This is a genomic window from Citrobacter telavivensis, from assembly GCF_041807075.1.
GTDB lineage: Bacteria > Pseudomonadota > Gammaproteobacteria > Enterobacterales > Enterobacteriaceae > Citrobacter_A > Citrobacter_A telavivensis.
The window spans coordinates 272,609-296,943 of sequence record NZ_JBGUBF010000004.1 but is presented as its reverse complement, the minus strand read 5'-3'; the positions used below and the strand labels follow the sequence as shown (position 1 = coordinate 296,943).

Here is a 24,335-nt window from a genome sequence, read left to right as displayed (position 1 = left end):
TGAATTGAACGATGCCAGCAGCGGCCCCGACAGGGGCGGAGTCACTAAGCAGCCAACGCACTTGTGGCACGAAAGGCGAAGTTCAGAATGATTCTCAATTTGGCAGGGTATACCCCTGGCTGATACCATTGGCAGCACTTACACAATTATTGTCGAAATAACCGACACTGATGGACAGAATTCATGGCTATCTCAATCAAGACCCCTGAAGAAATCGAAAAAATGCGCGTCGCGGGCCGTCTGGCCGCGGAAGTGCTGGAGATGATCGAACCGTATATCAAACCGGGCGTCAGCACGGGTGAACTGGATCGTATCTGTAATGACTATATCGTCAACGAGCAGCACGCGATCTCCGCCTGTCTCGGCTATCACGGTTATCCGAAATCCGTCTGCATCTCTATTAATGAAGTGGTGTGTCACGGCATTCCGGATGATGCCAAGCATCTGAAAGACGGCGATATCGTCAACATCGACGTGACCGTCATCAAAGATGAGTACCACGGTGACACCTCCAAAATGTTTATCGTCGGCAAACCGACCATTTTGGGCGAGCGTCTGTGCCGCGTCACGCAGGAAAGCCTGTATCTGGCGCTGCGAATGGTAAAACCGGGTATCCGTCTGCGCACCCTCGGCGCGGCAATCCAGAAATATGCGGAAGGCGAAGGTTTCTCCGTGGTACGTGAATACTGCGGACACGGTATTGGCCGCGGCTTCCACGAAGAGCCGCAGGTGCTGCACTATGATGCGGACGACGGCGGCGTGGTACTGCAGCCGGGCATGACCTTTACCATCGAACCGATGCTGAACGCCGGTGATTACCGCATCCGTACCATGAAAGACGGCTGGACGGTCAAAACCAAAGACAGGAGCTTGTCTGCGCAATACGAGCATACTATTGTGGTAACCGAAAACGGCTGTGAAATTTTGACGTTACGCAAGGATGACACCATCCCGGCGGTACTCACGCACGACGTATAACTTTTTTGCCTGATGGCGCTCTCGCTTATCAGGCCTACAAATGGCACTATTCCGTAGGCCGGATAAGGCGCTTTCGCCGTATCCGGCTTTTTTAATGGGTGGCGCATGATGAATACACTTCCTGAACAGCACGCGAATACCGCACTCCCCACCCTCCCCGGTCAGCCGCAGAATCCGGGTACCTGGTCTCGCGACGAACTCACCGTCTCCGGAGTCAAAACGCGCATCGACACCTTCCAGCAGTGGTTGGGCGATGCCTTCGACAGTGGAATTTCCGCCGAACAATTGATTGAAGCCCGTACCGAATTTATCGACCAGTTGCTGCAACGCCTGTGGATCGACGCCGGTTTTGGACAGATTGCCGACCTGGCGCTGGTCGCCGTTGGCGGATACGGGCGCGGTGAGCTGCATCCGCTTTCCGACATCGACCTGCTCATCCTGAGCCGTAAAAAATTACCGGACGAACAGGCGCAAAAGGTCGGCGAACTGCTGACGCTGCTATGGGACGTCAAACTGGAGGTCGGGCACAGCGTGCGTACGCTGGAAGAGTGCCTGCTGGAAGGGTTATCGGACCTGACTGTTGCCACCAACCTGATTGAAACCCGTTTGTTGATTGGCGACGTGGCCCTTTTTCTGGAGCTGCAAAAGCATATCTTCAGCGAAGGCTTCTGGCCGTCCGATAAGTTTTACGCCGCCAAAGTGGAAGAGCAGCATCAGCGCCACCAGCGCTATCACGGTACCAGCTATAATCTCGAACCCGATATCAAAAGCAGTCCCGGCGGCCTGCGCGATATCCATACGCTGCAGTGGGTCGCTCGTCGCCATTTTGGCGCCACCTCGCTCGACGAGATGGTGGGCTTCGGCTTTTTGACCCAAGCAGAGCGCGCTGAGCTGAACGAATGCCTGCACATTCTGTGGCGTATTCGTTTTGCTCTGCATTTAGTGGTCAGTCGTTACGATAACCGCCTGCTGTTCGATCGCCAGTTGAGCGTCGCTCAACGCCTGAACTACAGCGGCGAAGGTAACGAACCGGTCGAGCAGATGATGAAGGATTATTTCCGCGTCACCCGCCGCGTTACTGAACTCAACCAGATGCTGCTGCAACTGTTTGACGAAGCGATCCTCGCGCTGTCCGCCGACGAGAAACCGCGTCCTATTGATGACGACTTTCAACTGCGCGGCACGCTAATCGATCTGCGTCAGGACGATCTGTTCATCCGTGAACCGGAAGCGATCCTGCGGATGTTCTACACCATGGTACGCAACAGTGCGATCACCGGGATCTACTCCACCACTCTGCGCCATCTGCGTCATGCGCGCCGCCATCTGAATCAGCCGCTGTGCTATATCCCGGAGGCGCGGTCGCTGTTTCTCAGTATGCTGCGTCACCCTGGCGCGGTCAGCCGCGGTCTGCTCCCAATGCACCGCCATAGCGTGCTGTGGGCCTACATGCCGCAGTGGTCACGTATTGTCGGGCAGATGCAGTTTGACCTGTTCCACGCCTACACGGTGGACGAGCACACGATTCGCGTGATGCTGAAGCTGGAAAGTTTTGCCAAAGAAGAGACCCGTCAGCGTCACCCGCTGTGCGTAGATCTCTGGCCGCGTCTGCGTCAGCCCGAGCTGATTTTTATCGCCGCGCTGTTCCATGATATTGCCAAAGGGCGCGGCGGCGACCACTCGGTGCTGGGTGCGCAAGACGTGCTCAAATTCGCTGAACTGCATGGTCTGAACTCGCGCGAAACGCAACTGATTGCCTGGCTGGTTCGCCAGCATCTGCTGATGTCGGTGACCGCTCAGCGCCGGGATATTCAGGATCCCGAAGTCATTAAGCAGTTCGCCGAAGAAGTGCAGACGGAACACCGCCTGCGCTTCCTGGTCTGCTTGACGGTAGCGGATATTTGCGCCACCAACGAAACGCTGTGGAACAGCTGGAAGCAAAGCCTGCTACGTGAACTGTACTTCGCCACGGAAAAACAGCTGCGTCGGGGGATGCAAAACACGCCGGACATGCGCGAGCGCGTGCGTCATCATCAGTTGCAGGCGCTGGCTTTGCTGCGGATGGATAACATTGATGAAGAAGCGCTGCACCATATCTGGTCGCGCTGTCGCGCCAACTACTTCGTGCGCCACAGCCCAAATCAGCTGGCCTGGCATGCGCGTCATCTGTTGCAGCACAACCTCAGCGAGCCGTTAATTCTGCTCAGCCCGCAGGCGACGCGCGGCGGGACGGAAATATTCATCTGGAGTCCGGACAGACCGTATCTGTTTGCCGCCGTCTGCGCCGAGCTGGACAGACGTAATCTGAGCGTCCACGATGCGCAGATTTTTACGACCCGCGACGGAATGGCGATGGATACCTTTATCGTACTGGAACCGGACGGCAGTCCATTGTCGTCAGACCGACATGAAGCCATCCGCTTTGGACTGGAACAGGCAATCACCCAGCACAGCTGGCAGCCGCCGCAGCCGCGTCGACAGCCGGCAAAATTGCGCCATTTTACCGTCGATACCGAGGTCACGTTCCTGCCGACACACACCGACCGCAAATCGTTCCTCGAGCTTATCGCGCTCGATCAGCCCGGGCTGCTGGCGCGGGTCGGGCAAATTTTTGCCGATCTCGGAATTTCGCTTCATGGCGCCCGAATTACAACCATTGGCGAGCGAGTAGAAGATTTATTCATAATCGCCACAGCGGACCGGCGTGCGCTTAATAATGAGCTTCAGCAGGAAGTGCATCAACGGTTGACAGAGGCCCTCAATCCAAACGATAAAGGGTAGTGTGTTTATTTATAGGGAAAGAGTTTAACAATGCAGCAGTTACAGAACGTTATTGAGACCGCTTTTGAGCGCCGTGCCGACATTACTCCGGCCAATGTGGATACCGTGACCCGTGAAGCGGTGAATCAGGTGATTTCTCTGCTGGATTCCGGCGTACTGCGCGTGGCAGAAAAGGTAGACGGTCAGTGGGTGACTCACCAGTGGTTGAAGAAAGCGGTTCTGCTCTCTTTCCGTATCAACGATAACCAGGTGATCGACGGTGCGGAAAGCCGCTACTTCGATAAAGTGCCGATGAAATTCGCGAACTACGACGACGCGCGCTTTCAGAAAGAAGGCTTCCGTGTGGTTCCGCCTGCAGCAGTGCGTCAGGGTGCATTTATCGCCCGTAACACCGTGCTGATGCCGTCTTATGTCAACATCGGCGCTTATGTTGATGAAGGCACGATGGTCGATACCTGGGCAACCGTCGGTTCCTGCGCGCAGATCGGCAAAAACGTTCACCTGTCCGGCGGCGTCGGCATCGGTGGCGTACTGGAACCGCTGCAGGCGAACCCGACCATTATCGAAGACAACTGCTTCATCGGCGCGCGTTCTGAAGTGGTAGAAGGCGTGATCGTGGAAGAAGGCTCCGTGATTTCAATGGGCGTTTATATTGGTCAGAGCACCCGTATTTACGACCGTGAAACTGGCGAAGTTCATTATGGCCGCGTTCCGGCGGGCTCGGTTGTCGTTTCCGGCAACCTGCCGTCGAAAGATGGCAAGTACAGCCTGTACTGTGCGGTGATTGTGAAAAAAGTCGACGCCAAAACGCGCGGCAAGGTCGGCATCAACGAGTTGTTGCGCACCATCGACTAACGGTGATTTGAAAAAGCGGGCTTAGCCCGCTTTTTTTACATCTGCGAGTGGCAGAAACAGGGCTTTTCGTTAATTATTCAATAGTTATAGTGAGCTTAAGGGTACCGCTATGTATGACAATCTGAAAAGTCTGGGCATTACTAATCCTGAAGAAATCGATCGTTACAGCCTGCGGCAAGAAGCCAACAACGATATCCTGAAAATCTATTTCCAGAAGGATAAAGGTGAATTCTTTGCCAAAAGCGTGAAGTTTAAATACCCCCGCCAACGCAAAACCGTGGTCGCCGATGGTATCGGTCAGGGATACAAAGAGGTGCAGGAGATCAGTCCTAACCTGCGCTACGTGATCGACGAACTCGATCAAATTTGCCAGCGCGATCGCACTGAAGTGGATCTGAAACGCAAGATCCTTGATGACTTACGCCATCTGGAAAGCGTGGTGGCGAATAAAATCACCGAGATCGAAGCCGATCTGGAAAAACTGACGCGTAAATAAGCCGTTTGTTGCCGGATGGCGGCGTTATACGCCTTATCCGGCCTACAAGTGCATCCTCATACGCCTTATCCGGCCTTCAGGTACATCCTCGTAGGCCTGATAAGCGTAGCGCCATCAGGCAATTCATCAACGCTGCTCATCCAGTTTGTTGCCGGATGGCGGCGTCATACGCCTTATCCGGCCTACAGGTGCATCCTCATACACCTTATCCAGCCTACAGGTGCATCCTCGTAGGCCTGATAAGCGTAGCGCCATCAGGCAATTCATCAACGCTGCTCATCCAGTTGCAACGCTACGTACAGCAGCAACCGGTCGTCAAAGTTCCCTAAATCCAGACCGGTCAATTCCGAGATGCGATTCAGTCGATACTCCAGCGTGTTACGGTGAATAAACAGCGCCTTCGAGGTGGCCAGCGGCTGCACGTTGTGACGAAACCATGCCGCCAGAGTGCGGCGCAACAGACCGTTATTGTCCATCGCCTTCAGTCGTACCAGCGGACGCGCCAGCTCATTGGCCTGCCAGCCGCCGCGCAGACTGTCGAGCAGCACCGGCAGCATCAAATCCTGATAAAAATAGCTACGACTTTCCGGCATTCGCTGTTTGCCAACCATCATCGTTGTGCGCGCGGTACGGTACGAACGCGCGATACTGCCAGGCCCGGTAAAGTAATTGCCCAGCGAAACGCGAAAGCGTAACTGCCCGTTCTCTTTCATGCGCGCAATAAGCTGCTCAACGCGCTTGCGGTGATCTTCCGCATCCCAGCGGCCAAACGAATTCAGCGCCGGTTTTAACACCACCATCTCAGTCAGCGAAACAATCGCAATCAGGTTATTACGCTCCGGGGTGGTCAGTGCATTCTGTAACTGCTGCAGCTCCGCCATGGCGCTGTCCACGCCGAGTTGCCCGCTGTCCACTTCCACCACCGCCACTACGCGCGGCTGGTTGAGATCAATGCCTAAACGTTGCGCCCATTCGGTCAACGCCGGCGTGTTCTCTTCTGCCTGAATCAGGTTCATCACCAGCTCTTCACGCAGGCGACTGTCCTGCGCGAGCAGGTGCATCAGGCGCGATTGTTCCAGCATCATCTCCGCCGTCATGCACACCAGTTCGCCATACTTGCGCAGATGCTCAGGCTCGCCGGTCAGGCCTATCACGCCCACGATCTCGCCTTCCAGACGCAGCGGCAGGTTGATCCCCTGACGAACACCGTGCAGATGGCGCGCGACAGCGTCATCAATATCCACCACACGGCCCTGAGAGAGGACTAACAGTGCGCCTTCGTGCAATTCACCAATACGCTCGCGATCGCCGCTGCCGATGATCCGCCCACGGGCATCCATTACGTTGATATTGGTATCAATGATGCGCATCGTGCGTGCCACGATATCCTGCGCCATTTTGGTATCAAGATGCCAGCCAGCCATAAACCCCTCCTGTGAGCAGAGCTCCAGCATAAAGAAGATAAGGAACGCTGGCATTGTGCAAATGCACAAAGCAAAGGGAAGAAGTATGGAGTTGTGGGAAGTATCACAAAAAGAAACCCCTTCCTGTGAAAGGAAGGGGTTCTGGGGGAATTACTGCATCAACAGGTAGATATTGCTGTCGCCACGCTGAATGTTCAGCGCAAGGACAGACGGTTTGCTGTCGAGGATTTTACGCAGTTCAGCGATGTTTTTCACCGGCTGCTGGTTAGCGCCAACAATCACATCCCCTTTCTTCAGGCCAATCTGCGCCGCCGGGGTGTTCGCTTTCACGTTGTTCACCACGACGCCTTTATCCTGACCTTTGTTGCTCATTTCAGCCCCTTCAATGCCGCTGAAGATGGAGCTGGAATCAACCTGAGTCTGGCTGCTCTGCTGCAGTTCCAGATTAACGGTAACCGGCTTACCGTCACGCAGCAGGCCGAGCGTAATTTTGCTGCCCACCGGCATGGTGCCAACCTGCGCACGCAGTGCGGCGAAGCTGCTGATCGGTTTACCATTAAGAGAGGTGATCACATCCCCGGCTTTAATTCCGGCCTTCGAGGCAGACGAGTTCGGCATGACCTGGCTGACAAACGCGCCGCGCTGAGCGTCGACTTTCATCGCTTTCGCCAGCTCAGAGCTCAGTTCGGTACCCATGATCCCCAGCTCACCGCGTTTCACCTGGCCGAATTCCACCATCTGAGAGGTCAGGTTTTTCACCATATTACTTGGGATCGCAAAACCGATACCGATGTTGCCGCCATCCGGCGCGAGGATCGCCGTGTTAATGCCGATCAGCTCGCCGTTCAGGTTAACCAACGCACCGCCGGAGTTACCCCGGTTGATCGCCGCATCGGTCTGGATGAAGTTTTCATAGTTTTGCGCATTCAGGCCGCTACGACCCAGCGCTGAGACAATACCGGAAGTCACCGTCTCGCCCAGACCAAACGGATTACCGATGGCGACGGTGTAATCCCCCACGCGCAGTGCGTCGGAGTCAGCCAGTTTAATCGCCGTCAGGTTTTTCGGATCCTGAATCTGGATCAGCGCGATATCAGAACGCGGGTCTTTGCCGACGATCTTAGCGTCGAATTTACGGCCATCGCTCAGTTGAACCTTAATCACCGTGGCGTTATCCACCACGTGGTTGTTGGTGACGACATAGCCTTTCGCAGCATCAATGATGACACCAGAACCCAGCGCCATGAACTTCTGCTGCTGGCCGCCACCGTTACCGCCCTGCATACCGCCACCCTGACAGAATGGCGAGCTCTGGAACGGTGAACCGTCCTGGCAGAACGGGGAATCATCACCAAAGAACTGCTGGAAATTACGCGGCATACGCGGCGTATTGACGGTTGTACTACCTTCCACGTTAATGCTGACCACCGATGGCATCACTTTTTCGAGCATCGGTGCCAGACTTGGCATCTGCTGTGCGGTCGTGGCTGATGCAGTTTCAGCTGCCGTTGCAGAAAGCGGGGATAACGCCAAACCTAAACTCAGAGCCAGTGCACTCATTGCTAATGTGGTTTTTTTCATGTGTCTCAATCTCGATTAACAGATAACGCAAAATTGCTGTGTACGTCAGATTCATTTTATAGCGCTAAGTTCCGGACAGAAGTTTATGGAAAAGGTAAAAATTTATTGTCCGTCTTTACAAAACTCAGCTTATTGTTCAACCGCCATCAGGCGACGATATTCATCCCAGGCATAGAGGTCGGTCATGCCGCTGATATAATCCTGGATCAGCCGGCAACGGTAATAATATTCCAGCACAGGATACTCAGGTGAATCTGACGTTAATTTACCCACGGCCTCCACGTAGGCCAGTCGGTGACGCGTTGACAGTTTCTGAAATAAGCGCGATTCGATAGGAAAACGCTGCAGGCGCTCTTTTTCCACTAATTCACTGAAATCCGCAAGCGGCAGGCTTAATAAAGGACGGTAGATATCGAGTAAGCCACTGATCACCCGGTAACCCTGTAATTCGAGTTGCTCCACATCAGGATGGCTAAACACATGTTTCATCGCAACATTTTTATAGATCTTCAGCAACCGACTAAAACTGCTGCCGTCTTCCAGCAACGCCTGATTAAACCTTCCGTCGAAGATCTCCGCCAGGTTATCAATGAAACGCTGCGCGGCGTAGGGCACCAGTTTATTAAGCGTATTTACCCGCAAATACATGAAAAACTGATCTTCAGTACTGCGACTCAGATAATTTGCGCGTGATTTGTCCCAGGCATTTTCGACAACCTGCGCAAAGAGCGAACCTTTCTCATGCTGTCCCCAGGCTTCATGTAAATGATGATAGAGTTGCTCAACGCTGAAGATTCTTTTCTCTACTGCATCTTCCAGATCGGCTACACAATAAGAGATATCGTCGGCGGCTTCCATTATCCAGGTTAACGGAAAGCGACTGTAAAGGGCGAGATCCAGTTCTTTACGTAACCTCTCAATATACGGTTCTTCAGAAAGGTAATAGCCCGGTTTTTTCATTAAATAGTTGTGCGTCGCGGGTGTGTCTCCCCGCCACCATGCCGGGCGAGTATATTTTAAGATCCCGCCAACCTGGGCCCATGTCAGGTTCATCCGCATCAACGTGTGTACCAGCCGAATTCCCTGCGCATTCCCTTCGAAATGACACAGATCCTGGCGTACTTTACGACGGATATCATTCAGCAACTCCTCGCCTTCACGCAGACGCAACGTCGCCACAATGCAACGATCTTCCGTTAAGGGCTGGCTTTCCGCATCCGCCGGATGTAAGCGCTGGCGAAACCAGTCATTGATCGCCGCCTCACCAAAATGGCCAAACGGCGGGTTGCCAATGTCATGCATCAGGCAGGACATTTCGACGATGCTCTCAAACGGTCCCGTCAACTCATCCAGGCCGTATTGTTCCAGCAATTTCTGTTCTTTGAGGCGGCTTAAGACCTCTTTGGCGATATAGCGCCCCACCTGCTGAACTTCCATCGAATGGGTAAGACGCGTACGCACGGCGGCATTACGCTCGAGGGGGAACACCTGGGTTTTTTGCTGCAAGCGACGGATCGCCGGAGAGTTAATGATGCGCCCACGGTCGCTTTCAAAAATGCGTAGAATCTCATGCTCGGTTTTTACCCCTTGCGGTGAACGAAAACGACGGTGCCAGTTTATTTTTTTTCGGAAATCAATCTGTGACATGTCCTCTCCCGCGTGAGAATGCACTTCGCCTTAAGCGCATGATAGACTATGCCTTTAAATCTCACCTGGCGCGAGTAAATCTATGAAAATCGGCATCATTGGTGCAATGGAAGAAGAGGTTACGCTGCTGCGTGACAAAATCGAAAACCGTCAAACTCTCACCCTGGGCGGTTGCGAAATTTACACCGGTCAGTTAAACGGAACCGACGTTGCGCTGCTGAAATCCGGTATTGGTAAAGTGGCGGCGGCGCTGGGCGCAACGCTGCTGCTGGAACGCTGCAAGCCGGACGTCATTATTAACACCGGTTCCGCAGGCGGCCTCGCACCGACCCTGAAAGTGGGCGATATTGTGGTCTCTGACGAAGCGCGCTATCACGACGCTGACGTCACCGCATTTGGTTATGAGTTCGGTCAACTGCCGGGCTGCCCGGCCGGCTTTAAAGCCGATGAAAAACTGATCGCCGCAGCGGAGTCCTGCATTGCGCAACTGAACCTGAACGCGGTGCGTGGTCTGATCGTCAGCGGCGATGCCTTTATCAACGGTTCCGTGGGTTTGGCCAAAATCCAGCATAACTTCCCGCAGGCAATTGCCGTTGAAATGGAAGCCACTGCGATTGCCCACGTTTGCCATAACTTCAAGGTGCCGTTTGTCGTGGTCCGCGCGATCTCTGACGTCGCCGATCAGCAGTCCCATCTCAGCTTTGATGAATTCCTGGCCGTTGCCGCGAAACAATCCACGCTGTTGGTCGAATCGCTGGTACAGAAACTGGCGCATGGCTAAATCCCTCTCCAGGGCGCTTGTCGCCCTGCTGTTAGCCCTTCCGGTGTGGCTGCATGCCGCACCTCGCGTGATCTCACTCTCTCCAGCCAATACGGAGCTCGCCTTTGCCGCCGGGATCACGCCCGTTGGCGTCAGCAGCTATTCTGACTATCCGCCGCAGGCGCAACGCATTGAACAGGTCTCGACCTGGCAAGGCATGAATCTGGAACGGATTGTGGCGCTAAAGCCGGATCTGGTCCTCGCCTGGCGCGGCGGCAATGCCGAACGGCAGGTGAATCAACTCACCTCGCTGGGCATCAAGGTCATGTGGATCGATGCCGTCACTATTGAGCAGATTGCCGATACGTTGCGGAAACTGGCCGCCTTTAGCCCGCATCCCGAAATAGCAACGCGCGCCGCGCAAACCTTGCTGGACGACTATTCGCAGCTAAAATCTCAGTATGCAGGCAAAGCGAAAAAACGCGTGTTTTTGCAGTTTGGCATCAATCCTCCCTTTACCAGCGGAAAAGGGTCAATTCAAAACGAGGTTATTGAGCTCTGCGGCGGAGAAAACATCTTTGCCGGTAGCCGGGTTCCCTGGCCGCAGGTCAGTCGCGAACAGGTGCTGGCGCGCGCGCCGCAGGCGATCGTTGTCGCCGGAGATGCGGGGGAAATTCTCAAAATTAAACAATACTGGGGTGATCAGCTACAAATTCCGGTCATTCCCCTCACCAGTGACTGGTTTGAACGCGCAAGCCCGCGTATTATCCTCGCCGCAAAACAACTCTGTAATGCGCTTTCACAGATGAATTAGCGTCTGCCCCCACCAGGTTTGTTGTGAGGTTTTGAGAATGCTCGTCTATTGGCTGGATATTGTAGGTACCGCGGTATTTGCCATCTCTGGCGTGTTACTGGCCGGAAAACTGCGTATGGACCCGTTTGGCGTGCTGGTTTTGGGCGTGGTTACCGCCGTGGGTGGCGGGACGATCCGCGATATGGCATTAGATAACGGGCCCGTTTTCTGGGTCAAAGATCCTACCGATCTGGTGGTAGCGATGGTCACGAGCATGCTGACAATCCTGTTGGTGCGTCAGCCCAGACGCTTACCCAAATGGATGCTGCCGGTGCTGGACGCCGTCGGCCTGGCGGTCTTTGTGGGTATCGGCGTCAACAAAGCATTTATTGCGGGAACCGGCCCCCTGGTGGCTATTTGTATGGGCGTCATTACCGGCGTGGGCGGCGGTATCATTCGCGATGTGCTGGCGCGGGAAATCCCGATGATCCTGCGTACGGAAATCTACGCGACGGCCTGTATCATCGGCGGGATCGTCCATGCCACCGCGCATTACACCTTCGCGATGCCGTTAGAAGCCGCCAGTATGTTGGGGATGGTTGTCACGCTGGTGATTCGCCTCGCGGCGATCCGCTGGCATCTGAAGCTGCCGACGTTTGCGTTAGATGAGAATGGTCGTTGACTTGATGTTGCCCGATGGCGCTGCGCTTATCGGGCCTACAACAGAACGACACCGTAGGCCGGATAAGGCATTTATGCCGTCATCAGGCATGACAGACAGCACTCAGATGCTGAAGGAAGAACCACACCCGCAGGTGCTTTTCGCATTCGGGTTGGTGACTACGAAGCGGGAACCTTCCAGACCTTCGGTGTAGTCAACGGAACCGCCGACCAGATACTGCAGGCTCATTGGGTCAACCACCAGGCCAACACCCTGTTTCTCGATGGTCATATCGCCTTCGTTGATCTGATCATCAAAGGTAAAACCATACTGGAAACCGCTGCATCCCCCTCCGGTGATATACACTCGCAGTTTCAGGTTCGGGTTTTCTTCGTCAGCGATCAGGCTTTTTACTTTATTGGCTGCTGCTTCAGTAAATTGCAGTGGCAGCGCTACGTCATCACTCATATTTTTGCTCCAAACGACATCGGCAATTGGGCAAATTCTGACCCAATATTAACGCCATTATCTAATACCCTGGTATTTCATTCAAGTATTCTCGCCCGCGGTGGTCGTCTGACTTTTTGCCGCCTGCTCTGCTTCCTGCTTCGCCAGCGTGCGGGCAAGAATAGTGGAGTATAGCGGTTTTCCGCCCAGGAATTGTGCCAATAGTGTTGCGCCAAGACAGGTAATAATCATTGGCAAAATGAGCTGATAGTTATCGGTCATCTCCAGCACCAGCACAATCCCGGTCAACGGCGCGCGCACCGAAGCCGCCAGCAGTGCGCCCATTCCGGCGATGGCGAACGTCCCGGCCTCAAGGTGATAATGCGGAAAACCGGCGGCGGCTGCCATGCCAAATGCCGTCCCCAACAGCGTACCCAACGCCAGCATCGGCGCAAAAATGCCGCCCGGCGCGCCAGAAGAGAAACAGAGCAAGGTGGTGATCACCCGCGCGATAAAGATAAACAGCAGCAGCCCGACGCTAAAATTGCCCGCCGCCGCAATCGGGATAAGGTTAAAACCGCCACCCGCCGCCGCGGGTTCAATCAGTCCCAGAATGCCGCACAGACCGCCAATCGCCCCGCCCATGAGCACCCATTTGGTCATATTACCGTGATGAAAACGCTGGAACATATCCTGGGTACCCAGCACCAGCTTATTGAAAACTGGCCCCACGCAGCCGAAAATCATCCCGAGGATCAGGTACAGCCACAGCGTATTGACCGGCGCGTTGGACAGTTTCCCCACCTCGATAATCGGCGATTCACCATTGAAGATGCGAAAAACAATGCTCGACATGATCACACCGGTGAAGACGGCTTTGATCGAGATAAGGTTGTAGCGAAACTGCGGGCGCATCTCCTCAATGATAAACAGAATGCCCGCCAGCGGCGCATTGAAGGCGGCGGAAAGCCCCGCAGCCGCCCCGGTCGCCAACAGGGTATGGCGTGCTTCGGCGCTGCGCATACGAAAGATATCCAGCACCATACGACCTATATTCCCGCCGATTTGTACCGTTGGCCCTTCGCGACCCAGCACCATCCCCGCCCCCAGCGTACCCATCCCGCCGATAAACTTGACCGGCAACACGCGCCACCAGCGAACGGGGCGCAGCTCTTCCAGCGCCCCTTCAATCTCCGGGATCCCCGAACCACCGGCTTCCGGCGCAAATTTACGCACCAGAAAATAGCCAACCATCGCCAGTAATGCGGAGAGAATAAACGCCAGCGGCCAGAGCAGAAGCGGATGATCGGCCGCATTCACCAGCGCACCGATACGCAGGTTTTGCACCCCGCTCACCGCTTTTTCGAACGCCACGCCCACCAGGCCGGTGAGCGTCCCCACCACTGCCGCCATCATTAAGATCGCCAGCGGCGTTTTATCACGCTCCAACAGTCGACGGATTTGGTCCCTGCGCCGTAAGCGCACAATTTGCTGTGCTTCAAAAGAGGGAGTTTCTGTCTTCATCAGATGATCATTAATTGGTAATACAAATGCAGAGGCGGCATTGTACTCGCCTCTTCCCCGAAAATCCCCTGCAAATCGTACTGTTTCAAATGCGCAAAACTTTCATAACCTTCTCTGAATAACTAGAATAGCGACCATTCACTTTTTCTACGAATCAGGAACCCATCCATGAGTAAGTCTGAAAACCTCTACAGCGCAGCACGCGAGCTAATTCCCGGCGGCGTTAACTCCCCTGTTCGCGCCTTTACTGGCGTGGGTGGTACTCCGCTGTTTATCGAAAAAGCTGACGGGGCCTATTTGTACGATGTCGATGGTAAAGCCTATATTGATTACGTCGGCTCCTGGGGCCCCATGGTGCTGGGACACAACCATCCGGCAATCCGCAACGCGGTAATCGAGGCGGCAGAGCGGGGCTTAAGCTTCGGCGCGCCAACCGAGATGGAAGTCAAAATGGCGGAACGGGTGACCGAACTGGTGCCGACGATGGATATGGTGCGAATGGTCAACTCCGGTACCGAAGCGACCATGAGCGCTATTCGTCTGGCGCGCGGCTTCACCGGCCGCGATAAGATCATCAAATTTGAAGGCTGCTACCACGGCCACGCGGACTGTCTGCTGGTGAAAGCCGGCTCCGGCGCGCTGACGCTGGGCCAACCGAACTCTCCGGGCGTACCGGCAGATTTCGCGAAGCACACCCTGACCTGTACCTATAACGATCTCAATTCCGTGCGTGCCGCGTTCGAGCAGTTCCCGCAGGAGATCGCCTGTATCATCGTAGAGCCGGTGGCGGGCAACATGAACTGCATCCCGCCGCTGCCGGAATTCCTGCCGGGTCTGCGCGCGCTGTGCGATGAGTTCGGCGCGCTGCTGATTATCGACGAAGTGATGACCGGCTTCCGCGTCGCCCTGGCAGGCGCGCAGGACTACTACAACGTGGTACCGGATCTGACCTGTCTGGGCAAAATCATCGGCGGCGGTATGCCTGTGGGCGCGTTTGGCGGTCGTCGTGACGTGATGGACGCGCTGGCGCCCACTGGCCCGGTCTATCAGGCGGGCACCCTCTCCGGCAACCCGATTGCGATGGCGGCAGGTTTTGCCTGTCTGACTGAAGTGGCGCAGCCGGGCATTCATGAAACGCTGGATGACCTGACGACGCGCCTGGCGGAAGGTCTGCTGGAAGCGGCACAAGAAACCGCAATCCCGCTGGTCGTTAACCACGTTGGCGGCATGTTCGGGATTTTCTTCACCGACGCGAAAACCGTCACCTGCTATCAGGACGTGATGGCCTGCGACGTGGAGCGCTTTAAGCGCTTCTTCCACATGATGCTGGACGAGGGAATTTACCTTGCGCCATCCGCGTTTGAAGCGGGATTTATGTCCGTGGCGCACAGCATGGAAGACATCAATAACACCATCGACGCCGCGCGTCGGGTGTTTGCGAAGCTGTAACAGAGTACGTTTTAAACCGTAGGCCGGGTAAGGCGAAGCCGCCACCCGGCTTTTTTATTGCCGGATGGCGACGCGAAGCGTCTTATCCGGCCTACACGAAAAACAACCGAATCAACGACTCTGCTTACGTAACAGATAAATAAAGTACGGCGCGCCGATAAACGTCGACAGTATCCCTGCCGGGATCTGGTACGGAAACAGCACCATCCGCCCGCACCAGTCGGCGAAGATCAGCAATAATCCCCCCGCCAGCGCCGACATCACAATATGCGGCATCGTTCGACGAAAACCCAACATCCGCGCGATATGCGGCGCCATCAGTCCGACAAAGCTCAGCGGGCCAATCGTCATTGTGGCGGTGGCTGTCAGACTGGCCGCCAGCAACAGCAGAGCCACCCGCGACGGCGTCAACGCGATACCGACTGCGCGGGCGGTATCGCCGCCCAGCGGCAAAATCGTCAACCAACGACGACAGAGCGGCGTGATGGCCAGCAGGATCACCATCACCATCCCGGAGTGCAGCACCTGCTCGCCCGTCGCGTTATAGGTCGAACCGGAGATCCAGGTCAGTACTCCTGCCATGCGCGGATCGCCGCTCGCCTGCAGCATCATCAGCAGCATGGTAAACGCGGTACTGAGCGCCATCCCGGCCAGCAGCATACGGTGGGGTGAGAACCCTCCCCGTCCGGCGGCGATCATAATGATTAACAGCGTGGCGGCAGCGCCGAGACTCCCGGCGGGCAGCAGCCAGCCAAACGCATTGCCCGGCACCAGAAACAGCATCAGTACAACACCGAATGCCGCGCCGGAACTGATCCCCAGCACCTCAGGACTCGCCATCGGGTTACCGGTCAGCCGTTGAATAATGCACCCCGCCACCGCCAGCATCACCCCGGCGATCGCCGCCGCCAGGATGCGCGGCCAGCGCCAGGGCATCAGCTCTTCCAGCTGCACGCCGCTGGCCCAACTCCAGCCCTGAGCGTCACGACCCAACGACATCGCGGCATACACCCCAATCAACAACAGCAGGCCGCCGATCAGCGCATAGCCCAGCACATGCTGACGTTCTGTCGCCACCCGATCGCTGACGTTCATGTCCGGCGCGCTCATGCTTCGCAGGCGCGGCAATAGCCACAGCAGCAGCGGTGCGCCGATCAGCGCCGTCACGGAACCGGTGGACACTTCCATCCATACCCGGGTCAGCCAGAGAATGATCTGATCGGAAAGCCAGAGAATCAGCGCCCCGATCAGCGGAGCCAGCATCAGACGCGCCAGCAGACGACGCGCGCCCAGCATTTTCGCCAGCAACGGTGCAAACAGGCCGATAAAACCGATAATCCCCACCGCGTTAACCAGCTGCGCGCTGAGCACAATCGCCAGCGTCAGCGCCGCCAGACGCGCCAGCGACAGCGCCAGCCCTAAATTACGCGCAACGCCGTCGTCCAGCCCCATCAGGGTCAGCGGACGCAACAGCAGCAGGGTGAGCATCACGCCGCCCAGCAGTTGCGGCCACAGACGCTGCACGCCGCCCCAGTCGGTTTGCGTCAGCGTTCCGGTACTCCACAGGAACATGCTTTGCAACTGATCGTGGTGGAAGATAACCAACAGCTGATTGATTGCCCCACAGTACAAACTGACCACCAGACCGGCGAGGATCAGCGTCACGGGAGAAAGACGTTTGCCCCAGGCGACGCCAAACACCAGCGCCCCGACAATACAGGCTCCCGCCAGAGCAGCGAACTGCGCGGCCATTACGCCCGGGATCGCCCATAACGTTGTGACCGTCATCCCCAGTTGCGCACCTGTCGCCACGCCCAGCGTGGTCGGCTCCGCCAGCGGGTTACGCAGCACCTGCTGAAAGAGCACGCCAACCAGTCCCAGCCCGGCACCCACCAGCAGGGAAATCACCAGGCGGGGAAGAAGGCTGTAGTGGAAAATCATCTGCTCGATGATGTCGATATTGGGTGACCATAGCGCCTGTTGCCACTGAGCGCGGGGCAGCGCAATAGAGAAATTCGTCCAGGTTAAGCCCACCGCAGCAACAAACAGCAGCACCAGCAATAACGCCGGGAAGCGTGCAATACGTTTGCTCACGCTTTGCCCCCCAGCGCAGTATCCAGAATGCGCACAAAGTTCATGGTCGACAATGTGGCACCATAGAACCACACGGGCGGTACGCGCTGGAAACGCCCTTCGCGCACAAACGGCATTGCCTGCCAGAGCGGTGTCGCCATCAGTGCCGCCATCTCTTTGTTGTTACCATGATCAAAGCAGAGCACATCGGCATCTTTGTAGGCCGCAAGACGATCGATCCCTACTGCCGTACTGCCCCAGAAGTTGGTTTCCCCCTGCCAGGCGTTGCGAATACCGTACTCATCCAGCACGTCCTGGAACAGGCAGTTCGGGCCAAAGACCAGCATATGACGGGGGTCAAGCAGGGTGACCAACAGCAGCGGACGCTCGCCGCGCTGCGCAAAGCGCGGTTTCCGGCTGGCAATAAACTGATCATATTCCGCCAGATGCCGCTCGGCTGCCGGTTCCAGATTCAGCATCTGCGCCATCTCGATCAAAGACCGGCGGGCCACCGCTAAAGGCTGTTTGCCATCGCTGAAGTTGAAGCCGCGTCCGGGGGCTATCCGCGCCAGCGTCTCGGGGGAAGGACCATACCCTGTCGACCAGAACATATACGAGGGTTTCATTTCGGTCAGCAGTTCAAGATTCGGCTCGGTGCGTAAGCCAACATCAATCACCGACGCCGGCAGTGGGGGGTCATTTACCCACAGGCGATAATTGGGAATGTCCGCCACGCCGTAAGGCGTCACGCCAAGCGCCAGCAACAGCTCGACCGGCAGCCACTCCAGCGCCACAATGCGATGTGGATCGACCGAGGCCGCGCGCGCTGGTTTCATCTGCCAGAGCAGCGGGGAAAGTGCCATCGCCGTTAATAAACGACGACGCGTTATGTGGGGTAAGCCGCTCATCAATACACAAAACTCACAGGTGCAGCGCCTGCCGGATGCGGCAGGATCCCCATCGGGATGCCATAAATCCGCTCCAGGGTTTCGCTTCGCATCAGGTCGGCAGGCGTTCCCTGGGCAATCATTTCGCCACCGCGCAGCGCGACTAAATAGTCGCAGTAGCGGGCAGCCATGTTGATATCATGCAGCACGGCGATCACCGTCAGGCCACGCTCCTGGCTGAGGCGATGCACCAGCGCCAGCACATCAACCTGATGGGCAATATCCAGCGCCGAGGTAGGTTCATCCAGCAGCAGACAGCGGCTGTCCTGCGCCACCAGCATCGCAATCCACGCGCGCTGACGTTCACCGCCGGAAAGGCTGTCAACCAGACGATGCGCCAGCGGCTTTAACCCCACCAGCGCGATCGCTTCTTCCACTTTTTCTCTGTCCGCGACGCCAAAACGACCCAGCGCCCCGTGCCACGGATAGCGACCAATCGCCACCAGTTCACGTACGGTCATCCCTTCCGCCTGCGGCAACTGCTGCGGTAAATACGCCACCTTCCGGGCAAACGCTTTGCTGTTCCAACTGCTCAGCGGCTGGTCGTCCAGCAGGATATCCCCTTCTGACGGCGGCTGATGGCGACCCAGCATTTTTAACAACGTGGATTTACCTGAACCGTTGTGGCCGATAAGGCCAGTCACTTTACCGACGGGAAAGGTTAACGACAGAGGATGCAGAAGCGTGCGACCAGGCACGCGAAAGGAGACATCACGCAGTGCAAACGTGGTATCGGGATGATGGGTCTGTTCCTGCATAGCGGCCAACTTGTAAAGCGGGCACGCCATGCGTGCCCAAAGAAAAATTAGAAGCGGAAAGTTGCGGTAGCAACGACCTGACGTTCCGCGCCCCAGAAGCAGCCATAAGTGTTAAAGCAGCTGGCGACGTATTCGCGGTCAAACAGGTTGTTGACGTGCAGTGCGACGTTAGAACCCGCCATGCCCAGGCGTGCGAGATCGTATTTAACGACAGCATCCATCACTGTTGAACTACCCACTTTGAAAGAGTTCGCTGGATCACCATAGCTGGAACCGACATAACGACCACCTGTTCCCAGAGTTAAACCAGACAGCGGGCCTTCATTGAAGGTGTAATCGCCCCACAAAGAAGCCATATTTTTTGGTACTTGAACAGGCGTTTTACCTTTAAGCGTCGTGTCTTCCGTATATTCAGCATCGGTATACGTATAAGACGCTGTCACGTTAATGTTCGCATTCACTGCGGCTTTCGCTTCTAACTCAACGCCACGAGAACGTATTTCACCGGCCGGAACCTGTGCAAACGGATTCAGCGGGTCGGTGGTCAGGTTATTTGTTTTTGTCAGCTCATACACAGCAGCAGTAACAACAACCGGCAGATCTTTTGGAACGTATTTCACACCAGCTTCATATTGCTTACCTTTTGACGGCGCATAAGCAACATTGTCAGCAGGCGTTGCAGCCCACGCTTTAGATGGGTTCGGCTCGAAAGATTCGCTGTAGCTAAAGTACGGTGTAATACCGTTGTCAAAGAGATAGTTTATCCCACCGCGCCAGGTGAATTGCTCATCATTACGCTCAACTTTCTGATTGCTGGCTCGAATGGTTGTTGCCTGCTGGGACCAGTCATAACGACCTCCCAATGTTGCAACCCATTTATTCCATTCCAACTGATCCTGGACATATACACCAGTTTGGTGCTGGGTATTGAGCTGGAACGGTTTCGCGTCCGGGAAATCAACATCCGTATACACGGGGTTATTCATATCTAACGACGGTGCAGTTCCGTAGGCGTTATCGATATCATTACGCAAACGTGAATAATCGATACCAGTCAGCAGAGTATGTCCGACGTCTCCCGTCGCAAACTTGCTTTCCAACTGGGTATCCACACCGAAATCATTGTAGCGTTCATTGGCTACGATGCTTGAGCGGGTCAATTGATTACCCACAGCCCCAAAACCGTACACGCTCTGCTGGGATGTCTTTATTTGGCTATAGCGCAAATTTTGGCGCACAGTGAAAGTATCATCAAAACTGTGTTCAAAGCTGTAACCAACCATACGCTCATAACGTGAATAAGTATTGTTCGGAGCGTAGTCAGTAAAGCTCACTGGCAAACGGGAACCATCAGGCAACGGTACTACAGTACCTTCTTTCGGCAACCATCCGTAATAACCCGTTGAAGGTTCATTCTGAATGTTTGCCCGCAACGTCAGATTGGTTCTGTCATCAGGTTTCCAGCTAAACACCGGCGCAATGGCATAGCGCTTCTGCTTCGCGAAATCCTGTTGTTCGTCATTAGAACGTGCCAGCCCTGTTAAACGATAGGAATAGACGCCGTCATCATCCAGAGAATCACTGAAATCAAAACCGGTCTGGAACAGATTATCTGTACCCATTTTGAATTGAATTTCTTTTAACGGCTCTGATGTTGGGCTTTTGCTGACCATAGAGATCAGGCCACCTGGGTTACTTTTCCCATAAAGAACAGAAGTTGGCCCACGCATCATCTCTACACGTTCAAGCATGTAAGGGTCAACAACGGCAGAACTGTAGTAATCACCCTGTAGTTTAATGCCATCAAGGTAATTGTTCGGGGTCGGACCAGGTGTGTAGAAGCCGCGAATGATAACGAAATCATACGTACTGGAAGCGCCACGTGTAGAAACTGCTGCGCCGGGCGTATAGGCTAAAGCCTCTTTCACCGACCCAGGCTGATGCATATCCATTTCTTCACGCGTCACTACCGAAACAGACTGTGGAGTTTTTTCGATAGGCGTATCTGTTTTGGTGGCAGTGGCGGAGCGCTTCGCGGCAATAGTCGGAGATGGGCCCCACGCACTTTCCTGCGGAGCAGGTGCAGCGGTTACGGTGATAGTGTCTTCTTTTTTCGGTTCAACCGCCGCCTGTGCATAGACAGACATGCCGCTAACCGCTGTGGCTACTACAACTGCGATTTTACGCAGCGAGTGTTTTGGCTGAGCAGTTTTTTGACGCGCCATTGGTATATCTCTGATGAAAAGTGAATGATAACGTAAACGAGAATTATTATTATGCCGGCAGAATAATATTCGAAACGCGGGCGCGATAGCAAGCGATACGCGTCCCCACCAAAACTAAGGGGTTAAGAAATATCCAGATGAAAAGAAAGGGTTAAGAAAGTGGTGTGAAATGTTTTTGTAGGGGAATTGCCGGATGGCGGCAAAAACGCCTTATCCGGCCTACAAGCCCAATGCAGTATTGATCCTGTAGGCCGGATAAACGAAGTGCCATCCGGCACGATGGTTAGTTACTGCCGAACATGTCTTTAATCCACCCCGCCACGCCGTCGCCGTCTTTCTTCTCTTCCTTCGGCGGCTGTTGCTGCTGTTGCTGCGGCTGAGAAGATTGATCGAACGGGTTCCCGGTCGGCTGCTGCTGCATTTCACCCTGCTGGCAGAGCGAATCTGGGTCTGATGTCCAGACCGGCAGTGTGCGCATGCCGCCGCTGCAGACAAAGTTGCCGTCATAGTCGACGCCCATCTCCGCAATATCCTCCGGCGGCGTCAGCGTCAGCGGCGTCGGCGTCTGGTTTGCCAGATAACGCTGATAAATCGACATCGCCCCGCTCGCACCGTACAGCTTCGTTGGCTGGTTGTTATCGCGGCCCACCCAGGTGATGGTCACCTGGCTGCCGTCAATACCGGCAAACCAGGTATCGACGTTGTTGTTCGTGGTCCCGGTTTTACCCGCCAGATGCAGATTCGGATACTTCGCGCCAAGCTGACGACCGGTACCGCGCTGCACAACCTGCTGCATCGTCCACAGCGTCATGTAGGCAGCCTGAGCCGGAACGGCGCGTTCCGCCTGCGGGAAGCTCTGGTACAGCACGGTGCCATCTTCGGCAATAACCGAACGCAGCGCGGAAAGCGGCGCACGGTTACCGCCGCTGGCGATCGTCTGGAACGCCTGCGCCACTTCGATTGGCGTCAGGTTCAGCGCCCCCAGCAGCATGGCCGGAACCGGATGCAACTGCTCTTTTGGCACGCCCAGCTTCAGCCAGGTATCGGTGACGGCTGGCAGACCCAGTGCCATCCCCAGATTGACCGTCGGTACGTTCATGGAGCGTGTCAGCGCATCCACTAACATGACTTTGCCACTTTCGCTGTAACGACGATCGTCGTTCTGCGGCGACCACACCTGACCGTTTGGCTGGCGCAGCGCAATTGGCGCATCGGCAATCCAGGTGTTCAGACGATAGATTTTCGGCTGGCTCAGCGCGGTCAGATAGGTCGCCGGTTTGGCCAGAGAACCAATCGAACGACGCGCCTGCATCGCGCGGTTATAGCCAGCAAACTGCGGTTCAGCGCCACCGACCATGGCGCGGACTTCGCCACTGAAGCGGTCCACCACCACAATCGCGGTTTCCAGATCGCTCAGCTTGCGCTGTTTTTTCAGTTCCGGAATCCCGTCAACCGCCGCTTTCTCGGCAGCATCCTGGGCAACAGAGTCAAAGGTGGTGAAGATCTTCACGCCGGAGAGATCTTTCACTTTATCGCCCAGCTTCGCCTGCAACTCCTGACGCACCATCTGCATAAACGCGGGCTGTGGTGAGATCACCCCACCGCGCGGCTGCACGCCTAACGGGCGCGCGCTCAGCATGTCGTACAGTTCCTGATCGATCACCTGCTGTTGCTGCAGCAGACGCAGCACCAGGTTACGACGTTCAAGCGCCAGTTTCGGGTTACGCCACGGGTTGTAGATTGACGCCCCTTTCACCATCCCCACCAGCAGCGCCTGCTGGTCCAGGCTCAGCTCTTCCACCGGGCGGCCAAAGTAGTACAGGCTCGCCAGCGGGAAGCCACGAATTTCGTTATCGCCGCTCTGACCGAGATACACCTCGTTCATATACAGCTCAAGAATGCGATCTTTGCTGTAGCGCGCATCCATCAGCAGCGCCATGTAGGCTTCGTTGGCCTTACGCCAGTACGAACGCTCGCTGGAGAGGAACAGGTTTTTCACCAGCTGTTGGGTCAGGGTACTTGCCCCCTGTACCGTGCGTCCGGCGGTCAGGTTTGCGAGCACCGCGCGGCCGATAGAGTACAAACTCACCCCGTCATGCTCATAGAAATGACGGTCTTCGGTCGCCAGCAGCGTATCCACCAGCAGATCCGGGAAACCGCTGCGCGGAACAAACAGACGCTGTTCGCCGTTTGGCGACGAGAGCATGGTGATCAAGCGCGGATCGAGACGGAAGAAACCGAACTGGCGGTTGTTATCCATGTTGACGATCGTGTCCAGACGGCCGCTATCGAACGTCAGACGCGCGCGCACCTGACCCTCTTTGCTGTCCGGAAAATCAAACGGACGGCGGATCATCTCAATGCTGTTGGCCTGCACGGTAAACTCGCCAGGACGCGTCATCTTGCTGACCTGACGATACTGGGTGGCTTCCAGCAATTTGACCATTTCGTTTTTGCTGACCGACATTTCCGGCTCAAGGTTGACCATCCGGCCATACACCGCCGCCGGCAACTGCCAGACTTTGCCATCGATACGGCTACGGATTTTTTGATCCAGATAGACGCCATAGATGGCAAGCAGTACCGCAAATACAATCGCTATTTTCAGCAGCAGCCACATCCAGCCGCGCTTGCCACGAGGCTTACGCCCTTTGCCTTTACCCTTACGCGGCATCGGTTCTTCATCCTCATAGTCATCATCATAATCGTCGTCGTACTCATCATCTCTGAGTTGGCGACGGCTCACCTTTTGTTTCACCGGACGCGTAGGTTTCCCTTTGCGTCCAATTGGCTCGCGGTCATTCCCGGCCATGCTTTTTCTCCGCTACATTCAGGCGCAAGGGCCTGATTCTCTGTTCTTCCGTCAGAAGACAAAAGAAGAAATCTCTCAATTTTACGGCTCTTTTGTCGGACAGGGCGTAAATGCCCTCTCCGGC

18 protein-coding genes and 2 pseudogenes are annotated in these 24,335 nt (G+C 55.6%); 9 read left to right on the top strand and 11 right to left on the bottom strand.

What is annotated here, in order from left to right:
• The first annotated feature begins 183 nt into the window (after nucleotides 1–183).
• The 4 genes from map (at nucleotide 184) to ACERJC_RS18510 (ending at nucleotide 5,110) form a co-directional block, all read left to right on the top strand.
• The gene (gene map / locus ACERJC_RS18525) at nucleotides 184–978 is read left to right on the top strand and encodes a type I methionyl aminopeptidase (RefSeq protein WP_152405820.1); all 795 of its coding nucleotides are present in this window, start codon (nucleotides 184–186) and stop codon (nucleotides 976–978) included.
• Nucleotides 979–1,086: 108 nt separating this feature from the next.
• Nucleotides 1,087–3,759 carry a bifunctional uridylyltransferase/uridylyl-removing protein GlnD gene (glnD, locus tag ACERJC_RS18520; protein WP_371896251.1) on the top strand — a complete coding sequence of 891 codons (2,673 nt, stop codon included), beginning with the start codon at nucleotides 1,087–1,089 and terminating at the stop codon, nucleotides 3,757–3,759.
• A 30-nt stretch (nucleotides 3,760–3,789) separates the two neighbouring features.
• Entirely contained in the window at nucleotides 3,790–4,614 is an 825-nt protein-coding gene (gene dapD / locus ACERJC_RS18515; RefSeq protein ID WP_152405821.1) for a 2,3,4,5-tetrahydropyridine-2,6-dicarboxylate N-succinyltransferase, read from the top strand.
• 109 nt (nucleotides 4,615–4,723) lie between these two features.
• Nucleotides 4,724–5,110, top strand: a complete 387-nt coding sequence (locus tag ACERJC_RS18510; RefSeq protein WP_042289892.1) for a DUF3461 family protein — start codon at nucleotides 4,724–4,726, stop codon at nucleotides 5,108–5,110.
• 266 nt (nucleotides 5,111–5,376) lie between these two features.
• Here the strand turns inward: ACERJC_RS18510 and cdaR are convergent, their stop codons facing one another.
• The 3 genes from cdaR to dgt all read right to left on the bottom strand — a co-directional run bounded on the left by cdaR (nucleotide 5,377) and on the right by dgt (nucleotide 9,762).
• The gene (gene cdaR, locus ACERJC_RS18505; protein WP_042323710.1) at nucleotides 5,377–6,534 is read right to left on the bottom strand and encodes a DNA-binding transcriptional regulator CdaR; all 1,158 of its coding nucleotides are present in this window, start codon (nucleotides 6,532–6,534) and stop codon (nucleotides 5,377–5,379) included.
• Nucleotides 6,535–6,684: 150 nt separating this feature from the next.
• Nucleotides 6,685–8,115, bottom strand: coding sequence for a serine endoprotease DegP (gene degP / locus ACERJC_RS18500; RefSeq protein ID WP_046475779.1), 1,431 nt, complete (start codon nucleotides 8,113–8,115; stop codon nucleotides 6,685–6,687).
• A 129-nt stretch (nucleotides 8,116–8,244) separates the two neighbouring features.
• Nucleotides 8,245–9,762 (bottom strand): dGTPase, encoded by a 1,518-nt coding sequence (gene dgt, locus ACERJC_RS18495; RefSeq protein WP_152405822.1) that lies wholly within the window; start codon nucleotides 9,760–9,762, stop codon nucleotides 8,245–8,247.
• 82 nt (nucleotides 9,763–9,844) lie between these two features.
• On the opposite strand from dgt, the gene mtnN reads away from it, so the two are divergent.
• The 4 genes and pseudogenes from mtnN to ACERJC_RS18475 all read left to right on the top strand — a co-directional run.
• Nucleotides 9,845–10,543: a 5'-methylthioadenosine/S-adenosylhomocysteine nucleosidase gene (gene mtnN, locus ACERJC_RS18490; RefSeq protein ID WP_286631219.1), complete on the top strand. Its 699-nt coding sequence runs from the start codon at nucleotides 9,845–9,847 to the stop codon at nucleotides 10,541–10,543.
• Nucleotides 10,536–11,336, top strand: coding sequence for a vitamin B12 ABC transporter substrate-binding protein BtuF (btuF, locus tag ACERJC_RS18485; protein WP_286631220.1), 801 nt, complete (start codon nucleotides 10,536–10,538; stop codon nucleotides 11,334–11,336). The genes mtnN and btuF overlap by 8 nt, the downstream gene beginning before the upstream one ends.
• Nucleotides 11,337–11,373: 37 nt before the next feature.
• Nucleotides 11,374–11,997 carry a TRIC cation channel family protein gene (locus tag ACERJC_RS18480; RefSeq protein WP_042323720.1) on the top strand — a complete coding sequence of 208 codons (624 nt, stop codon included), beginning with the start codon at nucleotides 11,374–11,376 and terminating at the stop codon, nucleotides 11,995–11,997.
• Nucleotides 11,998–12,001: 4 nt separating this feature from the next.
• Nucleotides 12,002–12,190 (top strand): annotated as a pseudogene (locus tag ACERJC_RS18475) (hypothetical protein); the annotation flags it as partial.
• On the opposite strand, the gene erpA reads toward ACERJC_RS18475, so the two are convergent.
• The 3 genes and pseudogenes from erpA to clcA form a co-directional block, all read right to left on the bottom strand.
• Nucleotides 12,100–12,444, bottom strand: a complete 345-nt coding sequence (erpA, locus tag ACERJC_RS18470) for an iron-sulfur cluster insertion protein ErpA (RefSeq protein ID WP_046475767.1) — start codon at nucleotides 12,442–12,444, stop codon at nucleotides 12,100–12,102. The pseudogene ACERJC_RS18475 and the gene erpA sit on opposite strands and share 91 nt — an antisense overlap.
• Nucleotides 12,441–12,494: pseudogene (yadW, locus tag ACERJC_RS18465) on the bottom strand (small protein YadW); the annotation flags it as partial. The gene erpA and the pseudogene yadW, both read right to left, overlap by 4 nt.
• A 31-nt stretch (nucleotides 12,495–12,525) precedes the next feature.
• Nucleotides 12,526–13,947 carry a H(+)/Cl(-) exchange transporter ClcA gene (gene clcA, locus ACERJC_RS18460; protein WP_286631222.1) on the bottom strand — a complete coding sequence of 474 codons (1,422 nt, stop codon included), beginning with the start codon at nucleotides 13,945–13,947 and terminating at the stop codon, nucleotides 12,526–12,528.
• A gap of 168 nt (nucleotides 13,948–14,115) precedes the next feature.
• On the opposite strand from clcA, the gene hemL reads away from it, so the two are divergent.
• Nucleotides 14,116–15,396 carry a glutamate-1-semialdehyde 2,1-aminomutase gene (hemL, locus tag ACERJC_RS18455; protein ID WP_286631223.1) on the top strand — a complete coding sequence of 427 codons (1,281 nt, stop codon included), beginning with the start codon at nucleotides 14,116–14,118 and terminating at the stop codon, nucleotides 15,394–15,396.
• 111 nt (nucleotides 15,397–15,507) lie between these two features.
• Here the strand turns inward: hemL and fhuB are convergent, their stop codons facing one another.
• The 5 genes from fhuB to mrcB all read right to left on the bottom strand — a co-directional run bounded on the left by fhuB (nucleotide 15,508) and on the right by mrcB (nucleotide 24,211).
• Nucleotides 15,508–17,490, bottom strand: coding sequence for a Fe(3+)-hydroxamate ABC transporter permease FhuB (gene fhuB / locus ACERJC_RS18450; protein WP_373672224.1), 1,983 nt, complete (start codon nucleotides 17,488–17,490; stop codon nucleotides 15,508–15,510).
• Entirely contained in the window at nucleotides 17,487–18,377 is an 891-nt protein-coding gene (gene fhuD, locus ACERJC_RS18445) for a Fe(3+)-hydroxamate ABC transporter substrate-binding protein FhuD (protein ID WP_152405828.1), read from the bottom strand. Before fhuD ends, fhuB begins: the two co-directional genes overlap by 4 nt.
• The gene (gene fhuC, locus ACERJC_RS18440; RefSeq protein ID WP_373672223.1) at nucleotides 18,377–19,174 is read right to left on the bottom strand and encodes a Fe3+-hydroxamate ABC transporter ATP-binding protein FhuC; all 798 of its coding nucleotides are present in this window, start codon (nucleotides 19,172–19,174) and stop codon (nucleotides 18,377–18,379) included. Before fhuC ends, fhuD begins: the two co-directional genes overlap by 1 nt.
• A gap of 47 nt (nucleotides 19,175–19,221) precedes the next feature.
• Complete coding sequence (fhuA, locus tag ACERJC_RS18435; RefSeq protein WP_373672222.1) at nucleotides 19,222–21,399, bottom strand: ferrichrome porin FhuA; 2,178 nt, start codon at nucleotides 21,397–21,399, stop codon at nucleotides 19,222–19,224.
• A 283-nt stretch (nucleotides 21,400–21,682) separates the two neighbouring features.
• Nucleotides 21,683–24,211, bottom strand: a complete 2,529-nt coding sequence (mrcB, locus tag ACERJC_RS18430; RefSeq protein WP_286631229.1) for a bifunctional glycosyl transferase/transpeptidase — start codon at nucleotides 24,209–24,211, stop codon at nucleotides 21,683–21,685.
• Between the last annotated feature and the right edge of the window lie 124 nt (nucleotides 24,212–24,335).

Coding starts and splice junctions, on each gene's coding strand:
- map (WP_152405820.1), top strand. CDS start 184: ATGGCTATCTCAATCAAGACCCCTGAAGAAATCGAAAAAATGCGCGTC.
- glnD (WP_371896251.1), top strand. CDS start 1,087: ATGAATACACTTCCTGAACAGCACGCGAATACCGCACTCCCCACCCTC.
- dapD (WP_152405821.1), top strand. CDS start 3,790: ATGCAGCAGTTACAGAACGTTATTGAGACCGCTTTTGAGCGCCGTGCC.
- ACERJC_RS18510 (WP_042289892.1), top strand. CDS start 4,724: ATGTATGACAATCTGAAAAGTCTGGGCATTACTAATCCTGAAGAAATC.
- cdaR (WP_042323710.1), bottom strand. CDS start 6,534: ATGGCTGGCTGGCATCTTGATACCAAAATGGCGCAGGATATCGTGGCA.
- degP (WP_046475779.1), bottom strand. CDS start 8,115: ATGAAAAAAACCACATTAGCAATGAGTGCACTGGCTCTGAGTTTAGGT.
- dgt (WP_152405822.1), bottom strand. CDS start 9,762: ATGTCACAGATTGATTTCCGAAAAAAAATAAACTGGCACCGTCGTTTT.
- mtnN (WP_286631219.1), top strand. CDS start 9,845: ATGAAAATCGGCATCATTGGTGCAATGGAAGAAGAGGTTACGCTGCTG.
- btuF (WP_286631220.1), top strand. CDS start 10,536: ATGGCTAAATCCCTCTCCAGGGCGCTTGTCGCCCTGCTGTTAGCCCTT.
- ACERJC_RS18480 (WP_042323720.1), top strand. CDS start 11,374: ATGCTCGTCTATTGGCTGGATATTGTAGGTACCGCGGTATTTGCCATC.
- erpA (WP_046475767.1), bottom strand. CDS start 12,444: ATGAGTGATGACGTAGCGCTGCCACTGCAATTTACTGAAGCAGCAGCC.
- clcA (WP_286631222.1), bottom strand. CDS start 13,947: ATGAAGACAGAAACTCCCTCTTTTGAAGCACAGCAAATTGTGCGCTTA.
- hemL (WP_286631223.1), top strand. CDS start 14,116: ATGAGTAAGTCTGAAAACCTCTACAGCGCAGCACGCGAGCTAATTCCC.
- fhuD (WP_152405828.1), bottom strand. CDS start 18,377: ATGAGCGGCTTACCCCACATAACGCGTCGTCGTTTATTAACGGCGATG.
- fhuC (WP_373672223.1), bottom strand. CDS start 19,174: ATGCAGGAACAGACCCATCATCCCGATACCACGTTTGCACTGCGTGAT.
- fhuA (WP_373672222.1), bottom strand. CDS start 21,399: ATGGCGCGTCAAAAAACTGCTCAGCCAAAACACTCGCTGCGTAAAATC.
- mrcB (WP_286631229.1), bottom strand. CDS start 24,211: ATGGCCGGGAATGACCGCGAGCCAATTGGACGCAAAGGGAAACCTACG.